Below are 18,751 nucleotides of genomic sequence, written 5' to 3' on the forward strand. Positions count from 1 at the left end.
GGTGGGGTCTCTCCTTGGTATCCCGCTTGCGCAGGAAGTGACTGAAGCGAACAGCCCTTGCGAGCTGTGTGGGGGTGTTCTGGGGAGGAATCTCCCTTATCCCCCGAACCGGGATTTAATACTACATCTAGTGTTCAAAGCACGCACCTAGCCCAACATAGTGTGGTCTGTTACGAAAAAATTTTTGGTCGACGTCTATCCACAGGGCCTTCCGCGGGTTTCCGCGCTTTAAGGGGGTTATCCACATATTTATCGGTTACCGTAGCTCAGTTGCCCCATCATGTGAGTTACGATGCAGGCTCTGTTCCCGGGCTCGCACCGGGTGGCTAAAGCTACCGCGTATTTACAAGGGAATGGCGCTTAACCCTAAATTGAGCCTTGAGCCTTTAAGGCTTGTTCACCAAGATTTAAGAGATTTTTTTACCAAGGTGTGTCATCGAAAAAGCACCCTTGCCAGGCTTGACAAGGGTGCTTTTTAAGGTTTTGGGGGACAAGGGCTACACTAGGCCGCGTTCTTTCAACTGCTCGTAGAGGGCAGTACCGTCATTGCCTTCCAGCCAGAGGTCACCTTTGATGATATCGCGGGCTCGATTATCGCCCCAGACACGGCCTGAGGAAAGGACCGATTCGCCAAAGGTGAGGTTACGAATCAGGATTGCTTCTACGTTCTGGGGGTAGCGCACAGCAAACCCATTGTAGATTTCGGGGTCCCGCTGACCATCATCACCGATGAGAATCCACCGTATATTGGGGAACTCACCGGCAAGGCGTTTGAGGGCGTTTACTTTATGGAGCGATCCGGAGCGGAACCAGCGATCAGGGGTGGGTCCCCAGTCGGTGAGCAGGAAGGTGCCTTTGGGGTAGCCGTTACGGTGCAGAAAGCGGCGGAGGGTGGGGGTAACGTTCCAGGCACCGGTGGAAAGATACATGAAAGGTGCCTTGGGGTGAGCTCGGTGTAGGCGATCCATCATCACCGCCATGCCGGGGGTCGCACTCCTGGCGTGCTCGTTGAGCACAAAACTGTTCCAAGCTGCCACGAAAGGCCGGGGAAGGGCCGTGTTCATGACAGTATCGTCCACGTCGCAGATAACGCCCAGGGTTTGATCTTCGGGTACGATGTAGACGCTGGTGGTTACCGGCTGGCTCCCCTCTGTGGACATCGTGACGTCGTGCAGACCGGGTGCAAGGTCCAGCTTGAGCTTCTCATCAATTACTCCCCCTCGGTCTGTATAAACTGTGTGGGTTAGACCGTCAATGGTGACGTTAATCGGGGCGTGAGAAATCGCTACCGAGGTAAAGGACCGCCAGCCCCGCACAGGGTCCACGGAGGGGTCGCCCTTTTCAACAGAGTCAAAGAACTCCTCAAACAGGTTTGTTTTGTAGAGTGCCCGTCCGAGTATCCGGACCCAACCTTGCCCACCGTACCCAACGCTGGGAACGAGGACGGGTTCAAGCCCGGTTTGGCGGGCACGTTTGGCTCGGAATGAGTGAATGTTATCGCCAACACGGTAAACGATGTTGGCGGCTTCGTCAGCTGCTTCTGCAACGATGGTTCTTAGTTCGTGCGCCCCGGGAGTGCTCATAGGGCTAGTTTTTCATATTCTTGCTCTCAACGCATATTTGGCTCGGCCTTAAAGCGTAAGGTGGGCACCGTCTGCGGCGCCCACCTGTGTGTGATGAGAGAGTGTTATTGGTTATGCAACATTGAGAACGCAGGTTGCGCTACCGGTGCCCTCAGCCGCGTTGTTGTGGTTAACATGCTCGCCTTCTTTAAGAGAGTAGCCGGTACCCTTAATAGCGCAGGAGACCTCGGCCTCAGCATCCTGAGCTGAAACTGAAATACGGAGCTGGGAACCTGAGAGGTCTGCCAGGTCGTCGAAGGTCAGCTTGTAGAAGTTTTCGCCTTCAAATTCTGTGCTGTTGCCCTCAAAACTAATCTGGTCCTGGTAAACAGTGACGGTTGCGGGTACTTCGGCGCCGTTATGTTCGGCAGTTACCTCAAAGGTGATGTCGTCACGGCCACCCCAGCCGTCAGTTTTTTCGAAGCCCAGGCCGGGAACAGTGGTTTGCGCACAGCCAGCGAGCAGGGCGGTCGCCGCAAGCGCGGATACTACGGTAACTTTTTTCTTTGCCATACATAAAAATATAGCCGGTTGGCAGGCTCTTGAGGTAATGCTACGCGCCGGGAGCTGACAGTTTGTGCTCAAAACTGTCTCAAGCTCCCTAGAAAGCTAAGTAACATTAACCTCTGAGACCCGACCCTATTGGTGGTGATAGGGGCGCCCAGCCGCAATTTCACCGGCCCGGTAAATCTGCTCGGTAATAATCAGTCGGACCAGCTGATGGGGAAAGACCAGCTCCGAAAGGCTCCATACAGTATTGGCGCGGGAACGCACTGTCTCATCTACCCCGTAGGCCCCACCGATCACCAGGACGATCCGTTTAAAACCCAGCTGTGCCTGAAGAACCCGAGATAACCCCGGGGAGCTGAGCATCTTGCCCCGCTCATCGAGCAGAATCAGGTAATCATCACGGTCAATTTTTTCCAGGATGCGCCGGGATTCTTCGGCACGAGCGGCTTCTTCTGCCAAAGATGAGTGCGGTAAATACTGCCAGGTCAGGTCCCAGGGCTTGCGCAGGCGGGTTTCGTAGCGATCAATTCCGTCCGCAACCCATTTCTCGTGCTTCTTACCGATGGCAATAATTTTGATAGTCATAGTTTCTTTCTGCCTATTTCTTGCTGGCACTCAAGACGGTAAAGGTGGGTGTACGTTCCAGCTGGCGGGTATTGATGAAGAGTTCTTCTACCTGCTGGCGATAGCGAGCGTGCGAATTATGCACTAGATATAAGCGCCCACCGGGTGCCAGCACACGGTAAGCGGCTCTCAGGAGAGGACCAATCAAAGTAAGGTCCACCGCTGTTCCTAGATGGAAGGGCGGGTTGAGCAGGACAGCATCTACGCTGGCATCAGGTAACCTACTCGCAGCATCATCCCAGCTCACCTGTACGGCAGGGTTCTTAGTGAGGTTAACTCTAGCCGAGCGAATAGCGTCAAGGTCCAGGTCAGTGGCATAGAGCGCTGATACCCGGCACCCCACAGGTAAGCTACCCAAGATGTCCAAACTCACAGAGCCATTACCGCACCCTAAATCGAGCAGAGTTAATGGTCGTTTGTTCACAAGCTCATTATCGGAGCTTGCAAGGTCGCTAAGGAAGGCACGGGCTAAGAGCTGACCACCAGCATCGGGCTTACCGCCGGAGAACACCCCACCAAAAGCGGCGAGCGCACCAGCCAGCTTAGGTGGACTCCCCTGGGGTTTTGGTTCGGTTGCTAAGAGGCACCGGTGTTTGCCTTTGCCGCGCAGTCCACGAACGCTGGCGAAGCTCTGCCCCAGTGTCTCGTTAAAGGTGTGAACCATGTGTTTAGTATTACCGCCTACTAGCAGAGTTGCCCCGGCTCCCTTGGCCTGTTGGTAGGTGGAAAAATCGTAGCTGGTGTCCGCTAGTGCAGAGTGGCTCTTAGGTAGGTGCCCCAAAGCTAAGTTGCCCTGAAAGCTGTGGGCTACCAAAAAGTTGGTGAGGCCAAAGGTGCCTGGGTCTATCTCTCCTTTGTTATCGAGGCCGGCTATGAGGAGGCGGGCGGACGCTTCCTCCCCTAGGGTGTGAGCCGTGTGGAAGAGCTCTAGCGCTAGGTCATAGGAGCGTTGACGGCTGAGCACCCGCCCTCCGCGAGCAAGCACTAGGGCTAGTGACTCCAAAGTTAAAGCACCGGTGGGGTCATCGAGAATCAAGATATCCTGCCCCGGCCCCTTAGTAATCTGGCGCATGTCTTTGGAGTCAGCAAGAATGAGTCGGTCAAGGGCAGTGCCACGGGAGTCAGCCAGGGCTAGTATTTGCTTGCTCAGGAGGGTATTCACCGACCTATTATCTCACGGAGTCAGCATGGGACTGCACGGAAAACTATCTAGACAATTGTCAACATATATTGACACTATCCACCATTAGCAACTAAGGTTGACATCATGGATCCAGAAGCAGCCACCCATCAGGCAGCCAACACCAGTGACCCTAGACGGGGTCTGCGTGCAGTAGCAACACTGAAAGCTCTTGCCGACTCTCTTGAACATCAGCAAGTCGAAGCCGCGCTCAAGAGCGGCATGAGCTGGCAGGCCATTGCAGATTGCCTAGGGGTTAGCCGGCAGGCTGTGCACAAAAAATACGCCAAACGGATAGACCCATCTATCCCTCTCCCACGGAGGAAATCATGACCCTACAGAAGAAGCAGGCGCCTTCATTAACTGATTACATCGCAACCCTTACCCTAGCCCGGGATATTGCAACAGAGCGCGGCAAAAATATCATCGACCTGCCTGATCTGCTCATGGCTCTCGCACTCGATGCTGGCCAAGTAGGGGTCACCCTCCGCAGTCACAGAGCACACCCAAGAGTCCTAGCTAGCGCGACCAGAGCAGTTGATAACAAGCTACTCAAAGAACTCGGTATCAGCGCACCAGCCCCAGTGTCACTCCCGGAGCTTGCTGGCTACCAGCTGACTGACCGCGCAAGGAGAATTCTCAATCAGGTAAAGACATCCCGTGAGCTAGCCCTTGCTCTGGCCCAAGAGTCCAGTGGGTATATCCAAGAGATCCTGAGCGAAGCCAAGATAGAGCATTCAGCGCTTGTAACGGCCCTAGAACAGCTGCCCTCCTCTACATCCAGGCAGGTTGTTGACACTTCACATCAGAACCGTATCGGTGCAAGTCACACGGTATTCCTTCCGACCAACCCGCAAAAGGCCTGGGAATTCGTCAGTAACCCCAGCAACCTCCCCAACTGGCTACCTGCTATCGAGTCTCTCGAGGTAGAGCCAGGATCCACCGGACCCTGGCTTGGTCGCTCAGCTGCTCCCACCGGAAAATTTTCTAAGGTTCCAAGCAAACCAAGCCGGCAGGTTCAAGAAGTCACTCTCATAGGAAAAGACGCAGAAAGTAAGCGCATTGAGTATGAGCTCAAGTTCCCCCATGAACCGCAGCTGAACACTCAACAGGTTTCAGTCCAGCTCACCGAGGACTCAAATGGGTGCATCTGCCGGCTATCTCTCGTATGGGTTCGGCCCAACAGCAAGAAGATAGGTACCCTCCAAGGCCTGGTGCGCAAGCCACTTGGCCTTATTGCTAAACCTGCCGTGAGGTACTTTGTGATGGGGCAGGCAACCGCTATCACGAGGAACCTACGTCAAGCATTAGATAAGGAACTTTAAGGTCAGCTAGGTAGACCGTCCCCAGGAATTAGCGTCTGCTAGCCCACAGCCCTATCGCCCCGGGGGCAAGGAGCAGACCAGCTAGCCCGGCAAGGACAGGGAAGGATGCAGCCGCCAGTACAAGGCCTGATGCCAGTGCTGCCATAGCTGCCCCCAGGTTCATGAGCGCATCTAGGCCGCCTGAGGCTTCAACTCTCTGTTTCTGCGGGAGCGAGGCCGCAAAGAGCGCCGATCCGGCGACAAACACCGCCGACCAGCCCAAGCCCAGCAGGGTCAGGGAAAGTACCATCACAGGCTGGTTCTCGGGTGCAACTATGGCTAGTTCGAGTGAAAGTACAAGTGTCATCAGCCCCGCCATAATAACCGGTCGTTGCCCAAACCTATCAGCGGCAATTCCCATGAGCGGGGACAGGCCGAACATGCCCAGAACGTGCAAGCTGATCGTCAGGCCAATGACTTCAATGCTGGCGCCCTGGTGGTTCATGTGAACCGGCGTCATGGTCATCACGCTCACCATCACAGTATGGGCACCCAGCAGAGCAAGAACAGCGCACCGTGCCTGAGCGTTACCAACAATATGCCGGTAAACCGCTGCACACCGGGCACCAAAAGAAGGCCGGTGGGGGCTGACTCCCGGCGGGTCAGTCACATTCGATGTAAGGGAGGGGGCAGGCAGGAACAGGTAGGCCATCGCTGTAGCTAAGCAGAGAGCAAGGGCAGCTAGCCCGAAGGCTGTGCCGTAGAGGTTGGTACCCCACCGCTCAGAGAGCAGGCGGGCTGGCGTACCGATGTTAGGCCCGAGCACAGAACCGATGGTTCCCACCCACACGATAAAGCTCAGGGCTGAGGTACGCTGAGACTCTGAGGCCTGGTCGGTCGCTGCAAACCGTGCCTGGTAGCTAGCTGCGCTCCCCGCACCAATCATGAGCATACCCAGGATAACCGGGGTAAGGTAGGCGCCCCCTGCAGAGAATGCCAGAAGAGCAGCCCCCAGACTTGCGACCAGCCAGCCCACCGAGAGAGCACACCGGCGTGATGTTCGTGCTGCCAGGTTGGCCAGCGGAATACCGAACAGGGCCGCACCAAAAGTGGAAGCCGTCCTCGCCACTCCTGCGAGCGCCTGGCTGTGGGTCATCTCGCTGGCAAGCAGAATACCGATGGTAGGGGCGACTCCTAGCCCGATGGTTCCAAAGACCTGAGTGAGGGCTAGGGCTAGGAGGGTGCGGCGTTGCGAAGCGGGGGCAGTCATAGCAACCATTGTATGAGGGGTTTACAGGGATGGGGGTGTCCATTTGTTGTTTGTTCTTTCGGCTTGGGTCTTGCCTCCGATTTAGGATAGTGCTATGACTTTCGCCCTCTGACTTTGGTTGGTCGGGGCTTTTGGGTGAATATGTCTAACCCTAAGGCTATTGTTTTTATGCTTGCCTTTATGCCGCAGTTCATTAGACCCGATCAGCCGCAACTTCCCCAGTATCTGATTCTGGCCGTGACCATGGTGGCTATCGATCTTGCGGTGATGTGGGGCGGTTTTGCTGTGGTGGCTCAGCCGCTGACCCGGCTGAGCCATTCACCGCGCGGGCAGAAGATTCTTAACCTTATTTTTGGTTCCCTCTTCGTGCTGGTGGCCCTCCTGATGATTTTTGCTATCCACTAAGGGCCAAGCTCTTCTGGCCCATTACCTGCTAGACGGTAGCGGGAGCATCCGAAACCATTGGCAGACCACCAGGGTATTTTCATCAAGCTCAATCTCCGGTTGCCCCAAGTGGGTTCGGTAGACTTCTGATCCCCAGAAAGTACGGTGAGCCGCCCACCAATCGTCAACCGAGGTAAACCCTTCACCTTCTGCCAGAGCAAAGTCAAGTTTCATGTCGCTCACCGGCAGTACCTCCACGGCTACGGTTTCGGTTAGACAGACCGGATGCTGGTGTGAATCAAGAACGATTTCGCGCTGGCCCACCTGGGGCAGGTCTTCCCCAAAGCGCCGGTATTCCTCGTATAGGGATGAGGTCGCGGTCTTCTGCCCGCTAAGAATTGCGGCGACAAGCCGGTCCCGCAGCGGCCCGGGAGTTCCATATTCCCCGACAGGTAGTGCGCCCATATCAGCCCTTGCCCCATCTCAACTTTCTCTCCTGATAACCATATCTAGGTAACGCTAGCTTCGCGCCAGTTGTCAAGCGTCTTGTCTCGAGCCCAACTCGTCCAGGTAGCGACTTCTTCTGCACCAATGCGCTAAACTCTAGCCAGATAGCGGAGGGATAACAATGGACGCGGTAACTATAGACCAAGAACTAATCCACGAGGTCATCGGCGCAGTTGCCCCAGAGCAAACTCTGGATCAGGTCGTACATCTGGGGACAAGTTCGGTCGTGGCCTTGACTGAAGATCTGGCGATACGTATTGCCCGCAACACCGAAGTGGCAAAATCAATTCTGCGGACCCAGAAGCTAGTTGATGCCCTACCCGAGTATTCTTTCGGCCTCCCCCGCTCCGCCGGAGAGCCCTTACAAGAAGAGAGGGTTACAGCTGTACCAACCCTACGATTATGGGGAGAGCCTCACGCCGCCGGGAGAGGTAATACAGCAGTTTTATACGGGGTTCTTCAAGAAATTAGAGCTACCTCCACCAGCCATATCCGACCTTATCTTGCAGAGCCCCGAGCCTTCTGCGGCGGTAAACGGTGGCGGAATGAGATGTTAGAGCAGGTGATACCGCTTCTGAGCTACGCAGCCCAAGAGCGAGCGCTGGCTATTATTAACGACCTCAGTGCCCTCCAAGCAACTTTAGACACATCTCAACTTGTGTTTTCACATGTTGACCTAGCCGGAACCAATATGTTGTTTGAAGGTGGCAAGGTCAGCGGAATCTTAGACTGGGACCTCGCAACTGTGGATGACCCAGCAGTAGATATCGCCTGCCTGGCTGCATGGCATGGGGACCAGTTCATCCGGTTGCTCGCGCGTACCCGCGAGGAGGCCGAGCGTGCCATGCTTTTTAGGCTCTCGCACCCTTTGCAGGTGATAGCCTTTTCTATTCTACATAAGCACCCCAAAGAGCAAGTTGATGCACTCATTGCCAGAGCTGAGGAGCGTCTACTTAAAAACTATTGAGCCGGTTAGTCCTGGCCCCACGGCACCGGAGTGCTTGTTCCGCTTTCCCAGTCACTGCGTAAGATAGCGTAGGCTACCGAATCGCGGGGTTCAGCGCCGGTGACCGGCCAACCCTGTCTGTAGTATGCTTCCTTAACCCAGCCGGCTTTGACAAAGGTACGGCGCATGGGCAGGTTATCGTCCCTAGTCTGCCCCTCGAAGCGGCGTGTAGCTGGCATGTGCTCAAATACCCAAGCCGTCGCTACCTTAAGAACTTGAACTCCCAGGCCCCTGCCGCGATACCGGCTAGCTAGACGTAGATCAAAGACCGGGGTGTCATCTTCCAAATCCTCAAAGCGAATAAGGCCAATTCGACCAAGGTCAGCATGATCAACCCAGTAAGAATCACGTTCATCACTCCGGTAGGCTCCGGATTCAATGGCTTTTTCAATCTGCTCACGCGACATCTGTGGAGTCACATGAAAAGGCCAGTGGTTACCCGTTATAAAGTCAATAAGGTCTTCTCTCTCAGCGATTGGATCAATGCGAGTTAACGTTATGTGGTCGAGGTTCATAAGATACTCCGAATAAAGAATTATTTGTAATCTGAAAGATAAGGAGCCTAAAAGTCAACCTAACAGATGAACCTGTAGATGACCAGATGCACCCAACGGGCTGGTAGATCTCACGCTGAGCAATAAGGTTCAAGTATGCGATAATAACCTGGTGCGAGATGAGAGGGGCCCCACCGTGGGAATTGAGAGTGAACGCTTTGCCCGGCTAAGACTGGTCCTTAGAGATGAGGGTCTACAAAAACTGCAGGATGCGACCGTCATGGTTCTTGGATTGGGCGGGGTAGGCTCTGCCTGCGCCGAAGCCCTAGCACGGGGCGGGGTAGGTAACCTGATTGTGCTCGATCGAGATGTGGTTGAAGAGAGCAACATCAACCGTCAGGCTCTGGCGTTTACCTCTACCCTGGGCAAGGTCAAAGCTCAGGTCATGGAGGGCATGATTAAGGAGATTCAACCCGACTGCAAAGTGATTGCCGAGCAGATTTTCCTGACACCGCAGAACATTGCTGAGACCCTTGGGCAGTTCCCGCGCCCTGATTACGTCATTGACTGCATCGACACTATCTCCCAGAAACTGGCCGTCTACCGCTGGGCGGCAGAGAACAACCTTAACCTGCTGGCCTCTATGGGTGCAGCCAACCGGCTTGACCCGACCATGCTGGAGTTCGCCAATATCCGTAAGACCTATAACTGCTCCATGTCCAGGGTCATTCGCTCGGAGTGCAAGAAACGTGGTATCTACGGTCTAGAGGTTCTTTTCTCCACAGAGCTACCCTTTGCCGTAGAAAAGACCGGTGGAAACACCAAGGGGGAAACCCTGGGGTCCATGAGCTATATGCCGCCTATTATGGGTCAGATGCTGGCAGGTAGGGTCATCCGCCAGCTAGCTGGCATGGAAGAGATTCAGGCACCGCCCTACCTTGCTCCTCAGCCCGGTGAGTAACTCTGTCGAAGAGGAGGGAACCAGCATGCCTAGTCTGCTTCTGGATTCTCATTTTCACCTTGATTTTCTGGCCCCTAAGCTGCGCGAACCTTTTATGGATTCCCTGATCGCTCAGGGTGCACAGGTTGTTGCCCAAACCCTGCTACCGTCAGCCTATAAAGAGCTAGCAGCTTATTCCCCCAGCTCTAGTCTAAGAGGTCAGGCTCCCCTGCTTTCTTTGGGCTTTCACCCCTGGTGGATTACCTCACCGGAGCAGGCAGAGCGGGAGCTCGCTATTTTTGAGGAAGAGGTCATGAGCACCAGGTTTATCGGTGAAATTGGCTTGGACTTCCTCCCCCGGCGCTTAGAAACAGCCAGTGCTGACCTCCAACTGCAGGTGTTGGCGCGTATCTTGCTGTCAGTCAAGCAAGCCGCTACAGGATGTCCGGCAGATCAAACCTATGTGCTTTCTCTGCATGCCGTTCGGGCGGTCAGCCCGGTGCTTGACCTTCTTGATCAATTAACCTCACCTGATTGCTCTGTCGTCCCGGTCATGCACCGTTTTGGGGGCAGCAGCGACGAGCTAACCCGGCTAATCAAGCTGGGCGGTTATATCTCGGTGCACCCGCAGATGTTGGCAACCAAGCGCGGGCGGACCTATGTGCGCCAGGTGCCTGCTGAGCGGTTGCTACTGGAAACCGACCTGCCCGAAAGCCCGACAGCTGAACTGGATGCAGGTCTCTTCGCCCGCCAGGTTGCTGGGTATCTGCAGCAGATGGTGGATGACATATCAGCCCTGCGGGACGAGGACTTCCTGCCCACGCTACTGGCTACCCAGGCTCGGCTCTACTCCCTCTAGCCCTTCGGCTGAAACGGATATCGGGCACGAAAAAGCGGTCTCCGTGATATGTCATCACGAAGACCGCCTTTCTTGGTGGAGGTAAGGGGATTCGAACCCCTGACCTTCTGCATGCCATGCAGACGCGCTACCAACTGCGCCATACCCCCGTGGAGCTAAGGGGATTCGAACCCCTGACCTTCTGCATGCCATGCAGACGCGCTACCAACTGCGCCATAGCCCCTTATAAAGTTATGTGCCGCTCTTGGCGACCTCTCCATCTTATGGCACACCCAAGCGCTAAGGCAAATTCACCGACCGGCAACATTTATGAACTGTGCCACACCCTGCGCCTATTGGGAGTTACAGAAAAAGGTGCCCCGCCCACTCGGGGCAGGGCACCTCAAAAAGTAAGCTACCTTCCTGGCTAGCTAGAGCAAAAAATTTAGTCCTCGCGCTGGTTCATCAGATCAGCCTCAGGGGTAATGATATTGAAATCAGCTTCAGCCCCTTGGGTATCAACCCTACCAGCTTCACTTTCCAGGCCAAGGTCGATACGGGGCGCTTCGCCCCACAGGCGGTCCAAAGCATAGAAGGCGCGGTCTTCTTCATGCTGAACATGAACCACAATATCCCCAAAGTCCAGCAAGACCCAGCGGCCCTCGGCGCGGCCTTCCCGGCGCAAGGGCTTGAGGCCCAGTTCTTCGCGGAGCTCGTCCTCCACCTCATCAACAATCGCGTTGACCAGTCGTTCGTTGTGGGCCGAGACCACCAAGAAACCGTCAATCAAACCCATGATATCCGAAGCATCGACCGCCAGCAGGTTAGTACCCTGCATCTGATCAGCCGCGCGTGCGGCTACCTTCAATGCTTCAATAGACTCTGCAGCAGCAGTCATTTCGCCCTTTCCGAGCACTTCACTCCCCCAAACTTTTTGAGGGGTTTTATTCATCTAAAATCTAATTGTAAAAAACGACCCAGACAAGAACCAAGGCAACCAGAAACAGGAAGATGCCCCCCATAGCGACAAGGGTGCCGCCCTTGCCGGGCTTCTCCGAAGATGCCGATTCAACAGCATCAGTCGCCTCAGCATCTGCTGATAGGTCAAGAGCACCGGTACCACCCTGTTGCTGACCTGTGATGACAGAAGCATCAGGTCCGTCAACCAAATCTGCCTGGCACGGTTCATCTGAGGTATCGCTCTCCGATTCAGCAAGAAGCTTGCCCTCAGGAACCTGAGTGTTTTCTTCAGAACTATCAGATTCTACAGCATGAGCCGTCTCGCTGGCTAGGGCACGCTCACTCGGTGCAGGCTGGGCAGGTGTGTCGAGTGCAGGCTGGGCAGGTGTGTCGAGTGCAGGCTGGGCAGGTGTGTCGAGTTCAGTCAAGTCCAGGCCTTGGGCATCGATAGCACGAACGGGGCTAGGTAGCTCTAGAGCAGGAGTCGCAAGGGGAGCCGAGACCGCTTGGGCTACAGCATCATCGGCCTGGTCGGCAGTTTCATTCGTTTTAACTTCTGCTTCTTCAGGGCTGATGGCTTCTTCCTGGGCCTCTTCACCGGCAGCAGGCTCATCGTTAGCCTCAGAATTTTCATGGGCTGTTTCGTGGGCGTCGCTCCCTGATGCAAGATCTTCAATACTGATGAAATCGCTGTCGCTACCAATCTCAATCGGTGCTGCCGCAAAGTCAGTCTGGTCAGATCCTAGAGCTTGCCCATCATCGGGTTCGCCAAGAATCTGTTGGCCAATATGCCCCAGGGGGTCCTCAACAAGAGTGACCTGGTTATGGTCATAATCAATGTCAAGCTCTCCCTCATCAGTGCTAATACTCCCCATCTGCGAAAGCCCCACCAGGGTAGCACTCGGGTCAGCTTTGACGGTCAGCCCCTCAACCTTCCCCATAAACATAGGAGGAGGGGGTAGCTCATCATCCCCGCGCGCCACGGCCCGCAGGTAATTGGCAGCTTCATCATAGTAGCGAGAAAGACGACGAGGACCCATCGGCCGCGTAGGAGGTGGCACCTCAATACCATCATCTGTGATGAAAGTATCGGAGAGATAACTGGGCGCGACATTTTTACTGGTGCCCTCTGCCTTCTTGGGTGTGCTGCTCACAGTTTCATTCCTCACGAAAGTGCCTAAATCTTGACTCAATAGTACCAAGTCAGCCTTAAAGTCCCCATCAGCCAACCTGGGCCGTTACCTATTTGTGGGCCGGCAAACCATCGCTGTATCGCCCGCCCCCCTCTTCATCGGCGGTGTGCTGGTAGAGGTCATACTTGTTGATGTACTGGACCACCCCGTCGGGCACCAGGTACCACACCGGCAGACGGTACCGCACCCGATCCCGAATATCGGTTGACGAAATCGCCATAGCCGGAATCTCAATAACACGGACTCTACCCTCCGCTTGGGGCGGTACGGTGAGCTCATGACCGGGCCTGGTCACCGCAACGAAGGTAGCCAAATCCCACATTTTGTCTGCGTCTTTCCAGGTAGCGATCTGGCTCATAGCATCGGCCCCGGTGATGAAGAAAAGCTCAACATTCGGTCGATCTTTATGCAGGTCAGTCAAAGTATCGATAGTGTAGGTCGGTCCCCCACGGTCAATATCGACCCGGCTGACGCTAAAGCGCGGGTTAGAAGCTGTGGCAATCACCGTCATCAGGTAACGGTGCTCCGGGTCAGATACCCGTTTCTTAGCCTTCTGCCAGGGGTTGCCCGTAGGCACAAAAACAACTTCATCCAGGCCTAGCACGGCAGCTACCTCGCTGGCGGCCACCAAGTGCCCGTGGTGGATCGGGTCAAAAGTGCCGCCCATGACACCTAACCTCGTTGCTGAGGGGTCAGGCTCAGGGATACTCAAGGCTTTACGGATATCTTGGGCAGGGCGAATCACGGGACTCCTGGGAAGCGGGTTCGGGGTACAGATTCGGCGCGGGCCCCGCGCCCCGAAAGGTCACTGCAGGCAACCGCGCCGAATCTACTAAAGGCTAATTAGTGCTTGTGCTTGCTGGTGTAATCACGTAGAGCTTTGGCCTCATCCTCTGAGAGATGGTCAGCTGCATGATCGGGGCGAACGATGCCGCGGCCAGAGAAAGAAATAGTAATGAAAAAGAGCAGGCCGAAGAAGACAAAGCCAAAAATGGCAAACATGTAGGTAGGCATACCCAGAACATGGAGCTGGTGGCTACCTTCTTCGGAGGCAAGGACTGCGGTGCCTGCTGCAAGAGCAGATGAGATCATGTGTGTACCTTTCAAACCTTAGGGGCGTATGCTCCCCTCAGCGCGGGCATAGTATGGAGCTAACACCATGCTACCGGTTAGAGCCGGCTTCTGCTGGTCTTTCCCCGATAGCCGACAAGTTTTTTACTCACTTAGTCGCGGGTGTGCCAGTCACCTCGCACAATCCACTTGCTTGTGGTCAGTTGTTCAAGACCCATGGGACCGCGAGCGTGCAGTTTCTGGGTGCTAATGCCGACTTCTGCGCCCAGACCGAACTGACCACCATCGGTAAAGCGGGTCGAAGCGTTCACATAAACCGCAGCCGAATCGATATCACGGATAAACTTTTCTGCGTTGCTCACGCTATTTGTCAGGATCGCCTCGGAGTGGCCCGTTGAGTATTTGCGGATGTGTTCAATAGCGGCTGGCAGGTCCGGGACGGTCTTAACCGCTAGGTCGAGAGAACCGTACTCGGTAGCCCAGTCCTCTTCTCTTGCATCAAGTGCCTGAGCACCGGCAGGCAGGTGAGCTCGTGACGCTTCATCAAGGTGCAGGGTTACCCCTGCCTTGACCAGTGCGGCCAGGACAGCAGAGGATGCTTCGGAGCCCTCAGCCAGCAGAAGGGTCTCGACCGTGTTGCAGGTACCGGGGCGCTGGGTCTTAGCGTTCACCAAAATCTCAGCTGACTGAGCAGGGTCGGCTGAAATATCGACAAAGATATGGCAGTTGCCTTCACCGGTCTCAATGACGGGAACACGGGCCTTGTTTACCACCGACTGAATCAGCTGGTGGCCACCGCGCGGAATCAGGACGTCAATCAGGCCACGTGCCTGCATGAGCGCATTGGCGCCGTCGCGACCAAACTCATCAACAGACTGCACTGAGTCAATCGGTAGCCCGGTAGCGTGCACAGCATCACGGATAATTCGAACAATGACCTGATTGGTTTTGGCAGCAGCTGAGCCGCCACGAAGCATGACCGCATTACCGGATTTAATAGCCAGGCCAGCAATATCGACCGTGACATTCGGCCTTGCCTCATAAATGGCACCAATAACGCCCAGGGGCACCCGAACCTGCTGCATACGCAGACCGTTGGGTAAGGTTGAACCCCGCACCAGCTCGCCCACGGGATCTGGAAGGGCAACCAGCTCACGCAGAGCAGCTGACAGCTCACTCACACGCTTGGGGTTCAGGGCAAGCCTATCCAGCATGGCCTCGCTCATGCCCTTATCCCGCTCCCGGGCAAGGTCCAGAGCGTTCTGCTCCGTAATAATCTCGGCGTGAAGTTCCAAAGAATCCGCTACCGCAAGCAGGGCTTTATTCTTCCACCGGGTATCAGCCTTCGCCAGCCTACGCGAGGCAATGCGTGCATCCTCAGCCATATCGGCTACCTGACACATCACGTCTTCTGGAACAAGCAGTTGCTCTGCCATCACCCTAACTCCTTCACTCGTTCAAAACCTACACCCCATGCTAGCGACAGATCAGGGCATCAGCCAGGAAAACTTTATCTAACGCACGGCACTAGCAACCAGGGCAATATTATCGGCGTGGGCGACTGTACCGTCGTATGTTTCACCCATAGCCTGCTGAATCTGCCCGGTATGCAGCCCCACCATCTGCGCTGTCTGATCAGAAGAGTAGGAGCTCAAAGCGTGGGCAAGAACCGTGCCTGACTCATCGGCAATCGCTACGGGGCTACCGCCCTCAAAGTTCCCGGAAACACGCACCAGCCCAGCAGCCAGAAGCGAGCGTCGGCGGAGCAGAGCTGCGGCGGCTCCCTTGTCCACGACCAGGGTTCCCTCAATGTCGGCCAGATGTTCCAACCACAGGGTCTGGACGGGCCGGCGCTCGCCGGTAGCGTAGAACCAGGTGCCCACGTCCTCACCAGCAAAGGCTTGGCGGGCCAGAGCCGCGCTGGTGACCAGGGCAGGAATGCCTGAGGCGGCGGCCACCTGGGCCGCCTTGACCTTAGTAACCATACCGCCTGAGCCAACACCGGCAGAACCCACCGAGCCAATACTCAGCCCAGCCAAATCCTGCTCATTTTTTACGTGGCTGACACGTTCACCGCCCTGGTCAGGGTGACGTGTGTAGAGCGCATCAACATCGGATAGCAAGAGTAGAGCATCAGCTTTGACCGTATGGGCAACCAGCGCCGCAATCCGGTCATTGTCGCCAAACTTAATCTCAGTGGTCGCCACCGCATCGTTCTCGTTAATAATGGGCATGACTCCCAAATCCAAAAGGCGCTCCAACTGGCGGTGGGCATTCTGGTAGCGGTCACGGGCCATGAGGTCCTCAGCGGTCAAGAGCACCTGTGAAACAGTCACGCCGTAGCGAGAGAAAATATCGGTATAGCGGCTCATCAACAGCGACTGCCCCACCGATGCCGCAGCCTGCTGGGTCGCCAAATCCTTAGGACGGCGTGACAGCCCCAGCGGTGCCAACCCGGCGGCAATAGCACCTGAAGACACAAAAACCAGCTCAATGTTGGGGTGCTGCCGCTTTTTCTTGGCGAGGACATCGGAGATGGTAGCAATAGCCAGCTCGTCCAGCGAATTCTCAATAGAGGTAAGGGATGAGGAACCAACTTTCACCACAATGCGCTGAGCCAGCGGCATATCCGAGCGATGGAGAATCGGGCTACGCCGGTGTTTGCCCCGAGACTCAGCACTCGCTTGAAAGGCGTCCTTCAAATCCATTGCTTAGCTCCCTTAAAGAATCGTCTTTAGCTCTTTGAATATACAGCAGAGTCGCCCACCAACTCACGCTGGCAGGCGACTCATTGCACATTATGAAACCCTAATCGCAGATTTATACCCGGCGCCCTACTGGTCCGAGGAATCCTGAGAGCGCTTTGAATTCTTCTGGGCAACAGATTCGGTCCAAATACCGGCTTTACGCTCAGCTTCAAGCTCTGCTCGAGCCTCAGCCTTGGCATCCATACGCTCGTGGAACTCAGCCTTACGCTGGGCACGAGTCGGGCGAATCAGCTCTTCAAGGCGGGCATCGGTACCGCGCGGTGAGGAGAGTAGCTCTGCGCCACCAACCATAGTGGGTTCCCAGTCAAAGACCACTGCATCGGCTTCTTCACCGATGACCACGGCATCACCCGCAACGGCACCGGCCTTGAAAAGTTCGTCCTCCACGCCCAGACGGTTCAGACGGTCGGCCAGATAGCCCACGGCCTCATCGTTGTTAAAGTCAGTCTGCTTGATCCAGCGTTCAGGCTTTTCGCCCATCACGCGGAACAGGGGCTCCAGGTTACGTTCTTCCTTGCGGATAATGAACTCCTGGCGCTTACGCGAGCGGAAGCCCTTGGGCTTGACGATGGTGACATCTTCAGCAGGTGTCTCTTTGCTCTTCTTGCGTGCCTCGCGGTCTTCCTCCACCAGCTTGGCCATGGCAAAAGTGAGCTGGCGCAGGCCCTCATGAGAGGCGGTAGAAATCTCAAAGACTTTGTAGCCGCGCTCTTCAAACATGGGGCGCACGAACTCGGCAAGCTCACGCGCTTCGGGGACATCGACCTTGTTCAGAGCGATAATCTGGGGGCGATCGTTGAGGGGGACGGTCACACCGGCGGTGGGGTCAACCTCGTAGTTTTCCAGCTCAGCACGAATCACATCGAAGTCAGAGATGGGGTCGCGGTTGGGTTCCAAGGTGGCGCAGTCAATGACATGTACCAGTGCGCTTGAGCGCTCTACGTGACGCAGGAACCTATGGCCCAGGCCCTTTCCTTCTGAGGCTCCCTCGATGAGGCCGGGTACATCGGCTACGGTGTAACGGGTATCGCCTGCCTGCACAACACCCAGGTTAGGAATCAGGGTGGTGAATGGGTAATCGGCAATCTTGGGGCGGGCAGCAGAAATAGCGGCAATCAGCGAAGACTTACCGGCTGAGGGGTAGCCCACCAGAGCGATATCGGCAATTGACTTGAGTTCAAGGACGATATCTCGCTGTGAACCGGGAATGCCCAGCAGAGCGAAGCCAGGTGCCTTACGCTTGGTCGAGGCTAGAGCCGCGTTACCCAACCCCCCCATGCCACCTTCAGCCGCAACGAACTCATCGCCCATGCGAATCAGGTCTGCAAGCACGTTACCGTCTTTATCTTTAACCACGGTGCCCTGGGGAACAGGCAGAATAAGGTCTTGCCCATTGAAGCCGTGCGACATGTCGCCACGGCCAATATCGCCGTTAGGGGCGTGCTGGTGAGGGCTGTGGTGGTACTCCAGGAGGGTGGTTGTTTGACCGTCCACACGCAGGATAACGTCACCGCCTTTGCCCCCGTTACCGCCGTTAGGACCGCCCAAAGGCTTAAACTTTTCACGGCGAACCGAGACACAGCCGTGCCCACCGTGCCCGCCTGTTGCGTGCAGGACCACGCGATCTACAAATTCTGCCACGAAATAAAGCTCCTTAAAGCTAAAAATAAAAAATAGTGTGGGTATAAGTCTACAGGCTCAAAAAAGAGCAGGTCTGGTTATTGCGAACCTTACCCAAAAACATGAGAAAGGGCGACCACGTCTAGCGTGGTCGCCCTCTACACTGAAAAAGCTATAAAACCTTACTCAGCGGCTGCAAGGATGTTGACTACCTTGCGGCCCTTGCGGGTACCGAACTCGACCTTGCCTGCTGCCAGAGCGAACAGGGTGTCATCGCCACCGCGGCCAACATTGTTGCCGGGGTGGAAGTGGGTGCCACGCTGACGAACGAGAATCTCGCCGGCATTGACGGTCTCGCCGCCGTAGCGCTTAACACCGAGGTACTGGGGGTTTGAGTCACGGCCGTTGCGGGTGGAGCTTGCGCCCTTCTTATGTGCCATTGATGCCTACCTTAGGTAAA

21 protein-coding genes and 2 tRNA genes are annotated in these 18,751 nt (G+C 55.7%); 6 read left to right on the forward strand and 17 right to left on the reverse strand.

Annotated features, from left to right (window positions below; translation table 11 throughout):
• Positions 1-497 precede the first annotated feature (497 nt).
• The 4 genes from ACN08V_RS08945 to ACN08V_RS08960 form a co-directional block, all read right to left on the reverse strand.
• Entirely contained in the window at positions 498-1,583 is a 1,086-nt protein-coding gene (locus tag ACN08V_RS08945) for an App1 family protein (protein WP_419105302.1), read from the reverse strand.
• A gap of 111 nt (positions 1,584-1,694) precedes the next feature.
• A complete protein-coding gene (locus tag ACN08V_RS08950; protein WP_419105303.1) occupies positions 1,695-2,135 on the reverse strand; it encodes a hypothetical protein in 441 nt (146 codons plus the stop codon).
• A gap of 126 nt (positions 2,136-2,261) precedes the next feature.
• The gene (locus ACN08V_RS08955; RefSeq protein WP_419105304.1) at positions 2,262-2,717 is read right to left on the reverse strand and encodes a 23S rRNA (pseudouridine(1915)-N(3))-methyltransferase RlmH; all 456 of its coding nucleotides are present in this window, start codon (positions 2,715-2,717) and stop codon (positions 2,262-2,264) included.
• A gap of 13 nt (positions 2,718-2,730) precedes the next feature.
• The gene (locus tag ACN08V_RS08960) at positions 2,731-3,918 is read right to left on the reverse strand and encodes a class I SAM-dependent methyltransferase (protein ID WP_419099594.1); all 1,188 of its coding nucleotides are present in this window, start codon (positions 3,916-3,918) and stop codon (positions 2,731-2,733) included.
• Between the two features lie 105 nt (positions 3,919-4,023).
• Here ACN08V_RS08960 and ACN08V_RS08965 point away from each other — a divergent pair, with 105 nt between their 5' ends.
• On the forward strand, positions 4,024-4,269 hold the full coding sequence (locus tag ACN08V_RS08965) for a hypothetical protein (protein WP_419099593.1): 246 nt from the start codon (positions 4,024-4,026) through the stop codon (positions 4,267-4,269).
• Positions 4,266-5,261: an SRPBCC family protein gene (locus ACN08V_RS08970; protein WP_419105305.1), complete on the forward strand. Its 996-nt coding sequence runs from the start codon at positions 4,266-4,268 to the stop codon at positions 5,259-5,261. Before ACN08V_RS08965 ends, ACN08V_RS08970 begins: the two co-directional genes overlap by 4 nt.
• Before the next feature lie 28 nt (positions 5,262-5,289).
• On the opposite strand, the gene ACN08V_RS08975 is transcribed toward ACN08V_RS08970, so the two are convergent.
• Complete coding sequence (locus ACN08V_RS08975; RefSeq protein ID WP_419105306.1) at positions 5,290-6,510, reverse strand: MFS transporter; 1,221 nt, start codon at positions 6,508-6,510, stop codon at positions 5,290-5,292.
• Between the two features lie 114 nt (positions 6,511-6,624).
• On the opposite strand from ACN08V_RS08975, the gene ACN08V_RS08980 reads away from it, so the two are divergent.
• Complete coding sequence (locus ACN08V_RS08980; protein WP_419105307.1) at positions 6,625-6,915, forward strand: LysE family transporter; 291 nt, start codon at positions 6,625-6,627, stop codon at positions 6,913-6,915.
• A 21-nt stretch (positions 6,916-6,936) separates the two neighbouring features.
• Here ACN08V_RS08980 and ACN08V_RS08985 read toward each other — a convergent pair whose 3' ends face one another.
• Positions 6,937-7,359, reverse strand: coding sequence for an ASCH domain-containing protein (locus tag ACN08V_RS08985; RefSeq protein ID WP_419105308.1), 423 nt, complete (start codon positions 7,357-7,359; stop codon positions 6,937-6,939).
• A 163-nt stretch (positions 7,360-7,522) separates the two neighbouring features.
• Here ACN08V_RS08985 and ACN08V_RS08990 point away from each other — a divergent pair, with 163 nt between their 5' ends.
• On the forward strand, positions 7,523-8,368 hold the full coding sequence (locus ACN08V_RS08990) for an aminoglycoside phosphotransferase family protein (RefSeq protein WP_419105309.1): 846 nt from the start codon (positions 7,523-7,525) through the stop codon (positions 8,366-8,368).
• Between the two features lie 5 nt (positions 8,369-8,373).
• Here ACN08V_RS08990 and ACN08V_RS08995 read toward each other — a convergent pair whose 3' ends face one another.
• Positions 8,374-8,922, reverse strand: a complete 549-nt coding sequence (locus ACN08V_RS08995) for a GNAT family N-acetyltransferase (RefSeq protein WP_419099587.1) — start codon at positions 8,920-8,922, stop codon at positions 8,374-8,376.
• A 175-nt stretch (positions 8,923-9,097) separates the two neighbouring features.
• Here ACN08V_RS08995 and ACN08V_RS09000 point away from each other — a divergent pair, with 175 nt between their 5' ends.
• Together ACN08V_RS09000 and ACN08V_RS09005 are read left to right on the forward strand one after the other, a co-directional pair.
• Entirely contained in the window at positions 9,098-9,862 is a 765-nt protein-coding gene (locus ACN08V_RS09000; protein WP_419105310.1) for a ThiF family adenylyltransferase, read from the forward strand.
• A gap of 25 nt (positions 9,863-9,887) precedes the next feature.
• Positions 9,888-10,700 carry a TatD family hydrolase gene (locus tag ACN08V_RS09005; protein WP_419105311.1) on the forward strand — a complete coding sequence of 271 codons (813 nt, stop codon included), beginning with the start codon at positions 9,888-9,890 and terminating at the stop codon, positions 10,698-10,700.
• Between the two features lie 73 nt (positions 10,701-10,773).
• Here the strand turns inward: ACN08V_RS09005 and ACN08V_RS09010 are convergent.
• The 10 genes from ACN08V_RS09010 to rpmA all read right to left on the reverse strand — a co-directional run bounded on the left by ACN08V_RS09010 (position 10,774) and on the right by rpmA (position 18,731).
• A tRNA-Ala gene (locus tag ACN08V_RS09010) sits at positions 10,774-10,849 on the reverse strand.
• Between the two features lies 1 nt (position 10,850).
• Positions 10,851-10,923, reverse strand: a tRNA-Ala gene (locus tag ACN08V_RS09015).
• A 201-nt stretch (positions 10,924-11,124) separates the two neighbouring features.
• Entirely contained in the window at positions 11,125-11,577 is a 453-nt protein-coding gene (gene rsfS / locus ACN08V_RS09020) for a ribosome silencing factor (RefSeq protein WP_419105312.1), read from the reverse strand.
• A gap of 61 nt (positions 11,578-11,638) precedes the next feature.
• Positions 11,639-12,793 (reverse strand): hypothetical protein, encoded by a 1,155-nt coding sequence (locus ACN08V_RS09025; RefSeq protein ID WP_419105313.1) that lies wholly within the window; start codon positions 12,791-12,793, stop codon positions 11,639-11,641.
• Between the two features lie 88 nt (positions 12,794-12,881).
• The gene (gene nadD / locus ACN08V_RS09030) at positions 12,882-13,577 is read right to left on the reverse strand and encodes a nicotinate-nucleotide adenylyltransferase (RefSeq protein WP_419099581.1); all 696 of its coding nucleotides are present in this window, start codon (positions 13,575-13,577) and stop codon (positions 12,882-12,884) included.
• A gap of 98 nt (positions 13,578-13,675) precedes the next feature.
• Positions 13,676-13,924, reverse strand: a complete 249-nt coding sequence (locus ACN08V_RS09035) for a hypothetical protein (protein WP_419099580.1) — start codon at positions 13,922-13,924, stop codon at positions 13,676-13,678.
• A 131-nt stretch (positions 13,925-14,055) separates the two neighbouring features.
• Complete coding sequence (locus tag ACN08V_RS09040) at positions 14,056-15,339, reverse strand: glutamate-5-semialdehyde dehydrogenase (protein ID WP_419105314.1); 1,284 nt, start codon at positions 15,337-15,339, stop codon at positions 14,056-14,058.
• A 78-nt stretch (positions 15,340-15,417) separates the two neighbouring features.
• Entirely contained in the window at positions 15,418-16,611 is a 1,194-nt protein-coding gene (gene proB, locus ACN08V_RS09045; RefSeq protein WP_419099578.1) for a glutamate 5-kinase, read from the reverse strand.
• Positions 16,612-16,737: 126 nt separating this feature from the next.
• Positions 16,738-18,312 (reverse strand): GTPase ObgE, encoded by a 1,575-nt coding sequence (obgE, locus tag ACN08V_RS09050; RefSeq protein ID WP_419099577.1) that lies wholly within the window; start codon positions 18,310-18,312, stop codon positions 16,738-16,740.
• A gap of 161 nt (positions 18,313-18,473) precedes the next feature.
• Positions 18,474-18,731 (reverse strand): 50S ribosomal protein L27, encoded by a 258-nt coding sequence (rpmA, locus tag ACN08V_RS09055; protein WP_135013898.1) that lies wholly within the window; start codon positions 18,729-18,731, stop codon positions 18,474-18,476.
• Positions 18,732-18,751: the final 20 nt, after the last annotated feature.

The sequence above is a fragment of the Rothia sp. P5766 genome, assembly GCF_048513555.1.
Classification (GTDB): domain Bacteria; phylum Actinomycetota; class Actinomycetes; order Actinomycetales; family Micrococcaceae; genus Rothia.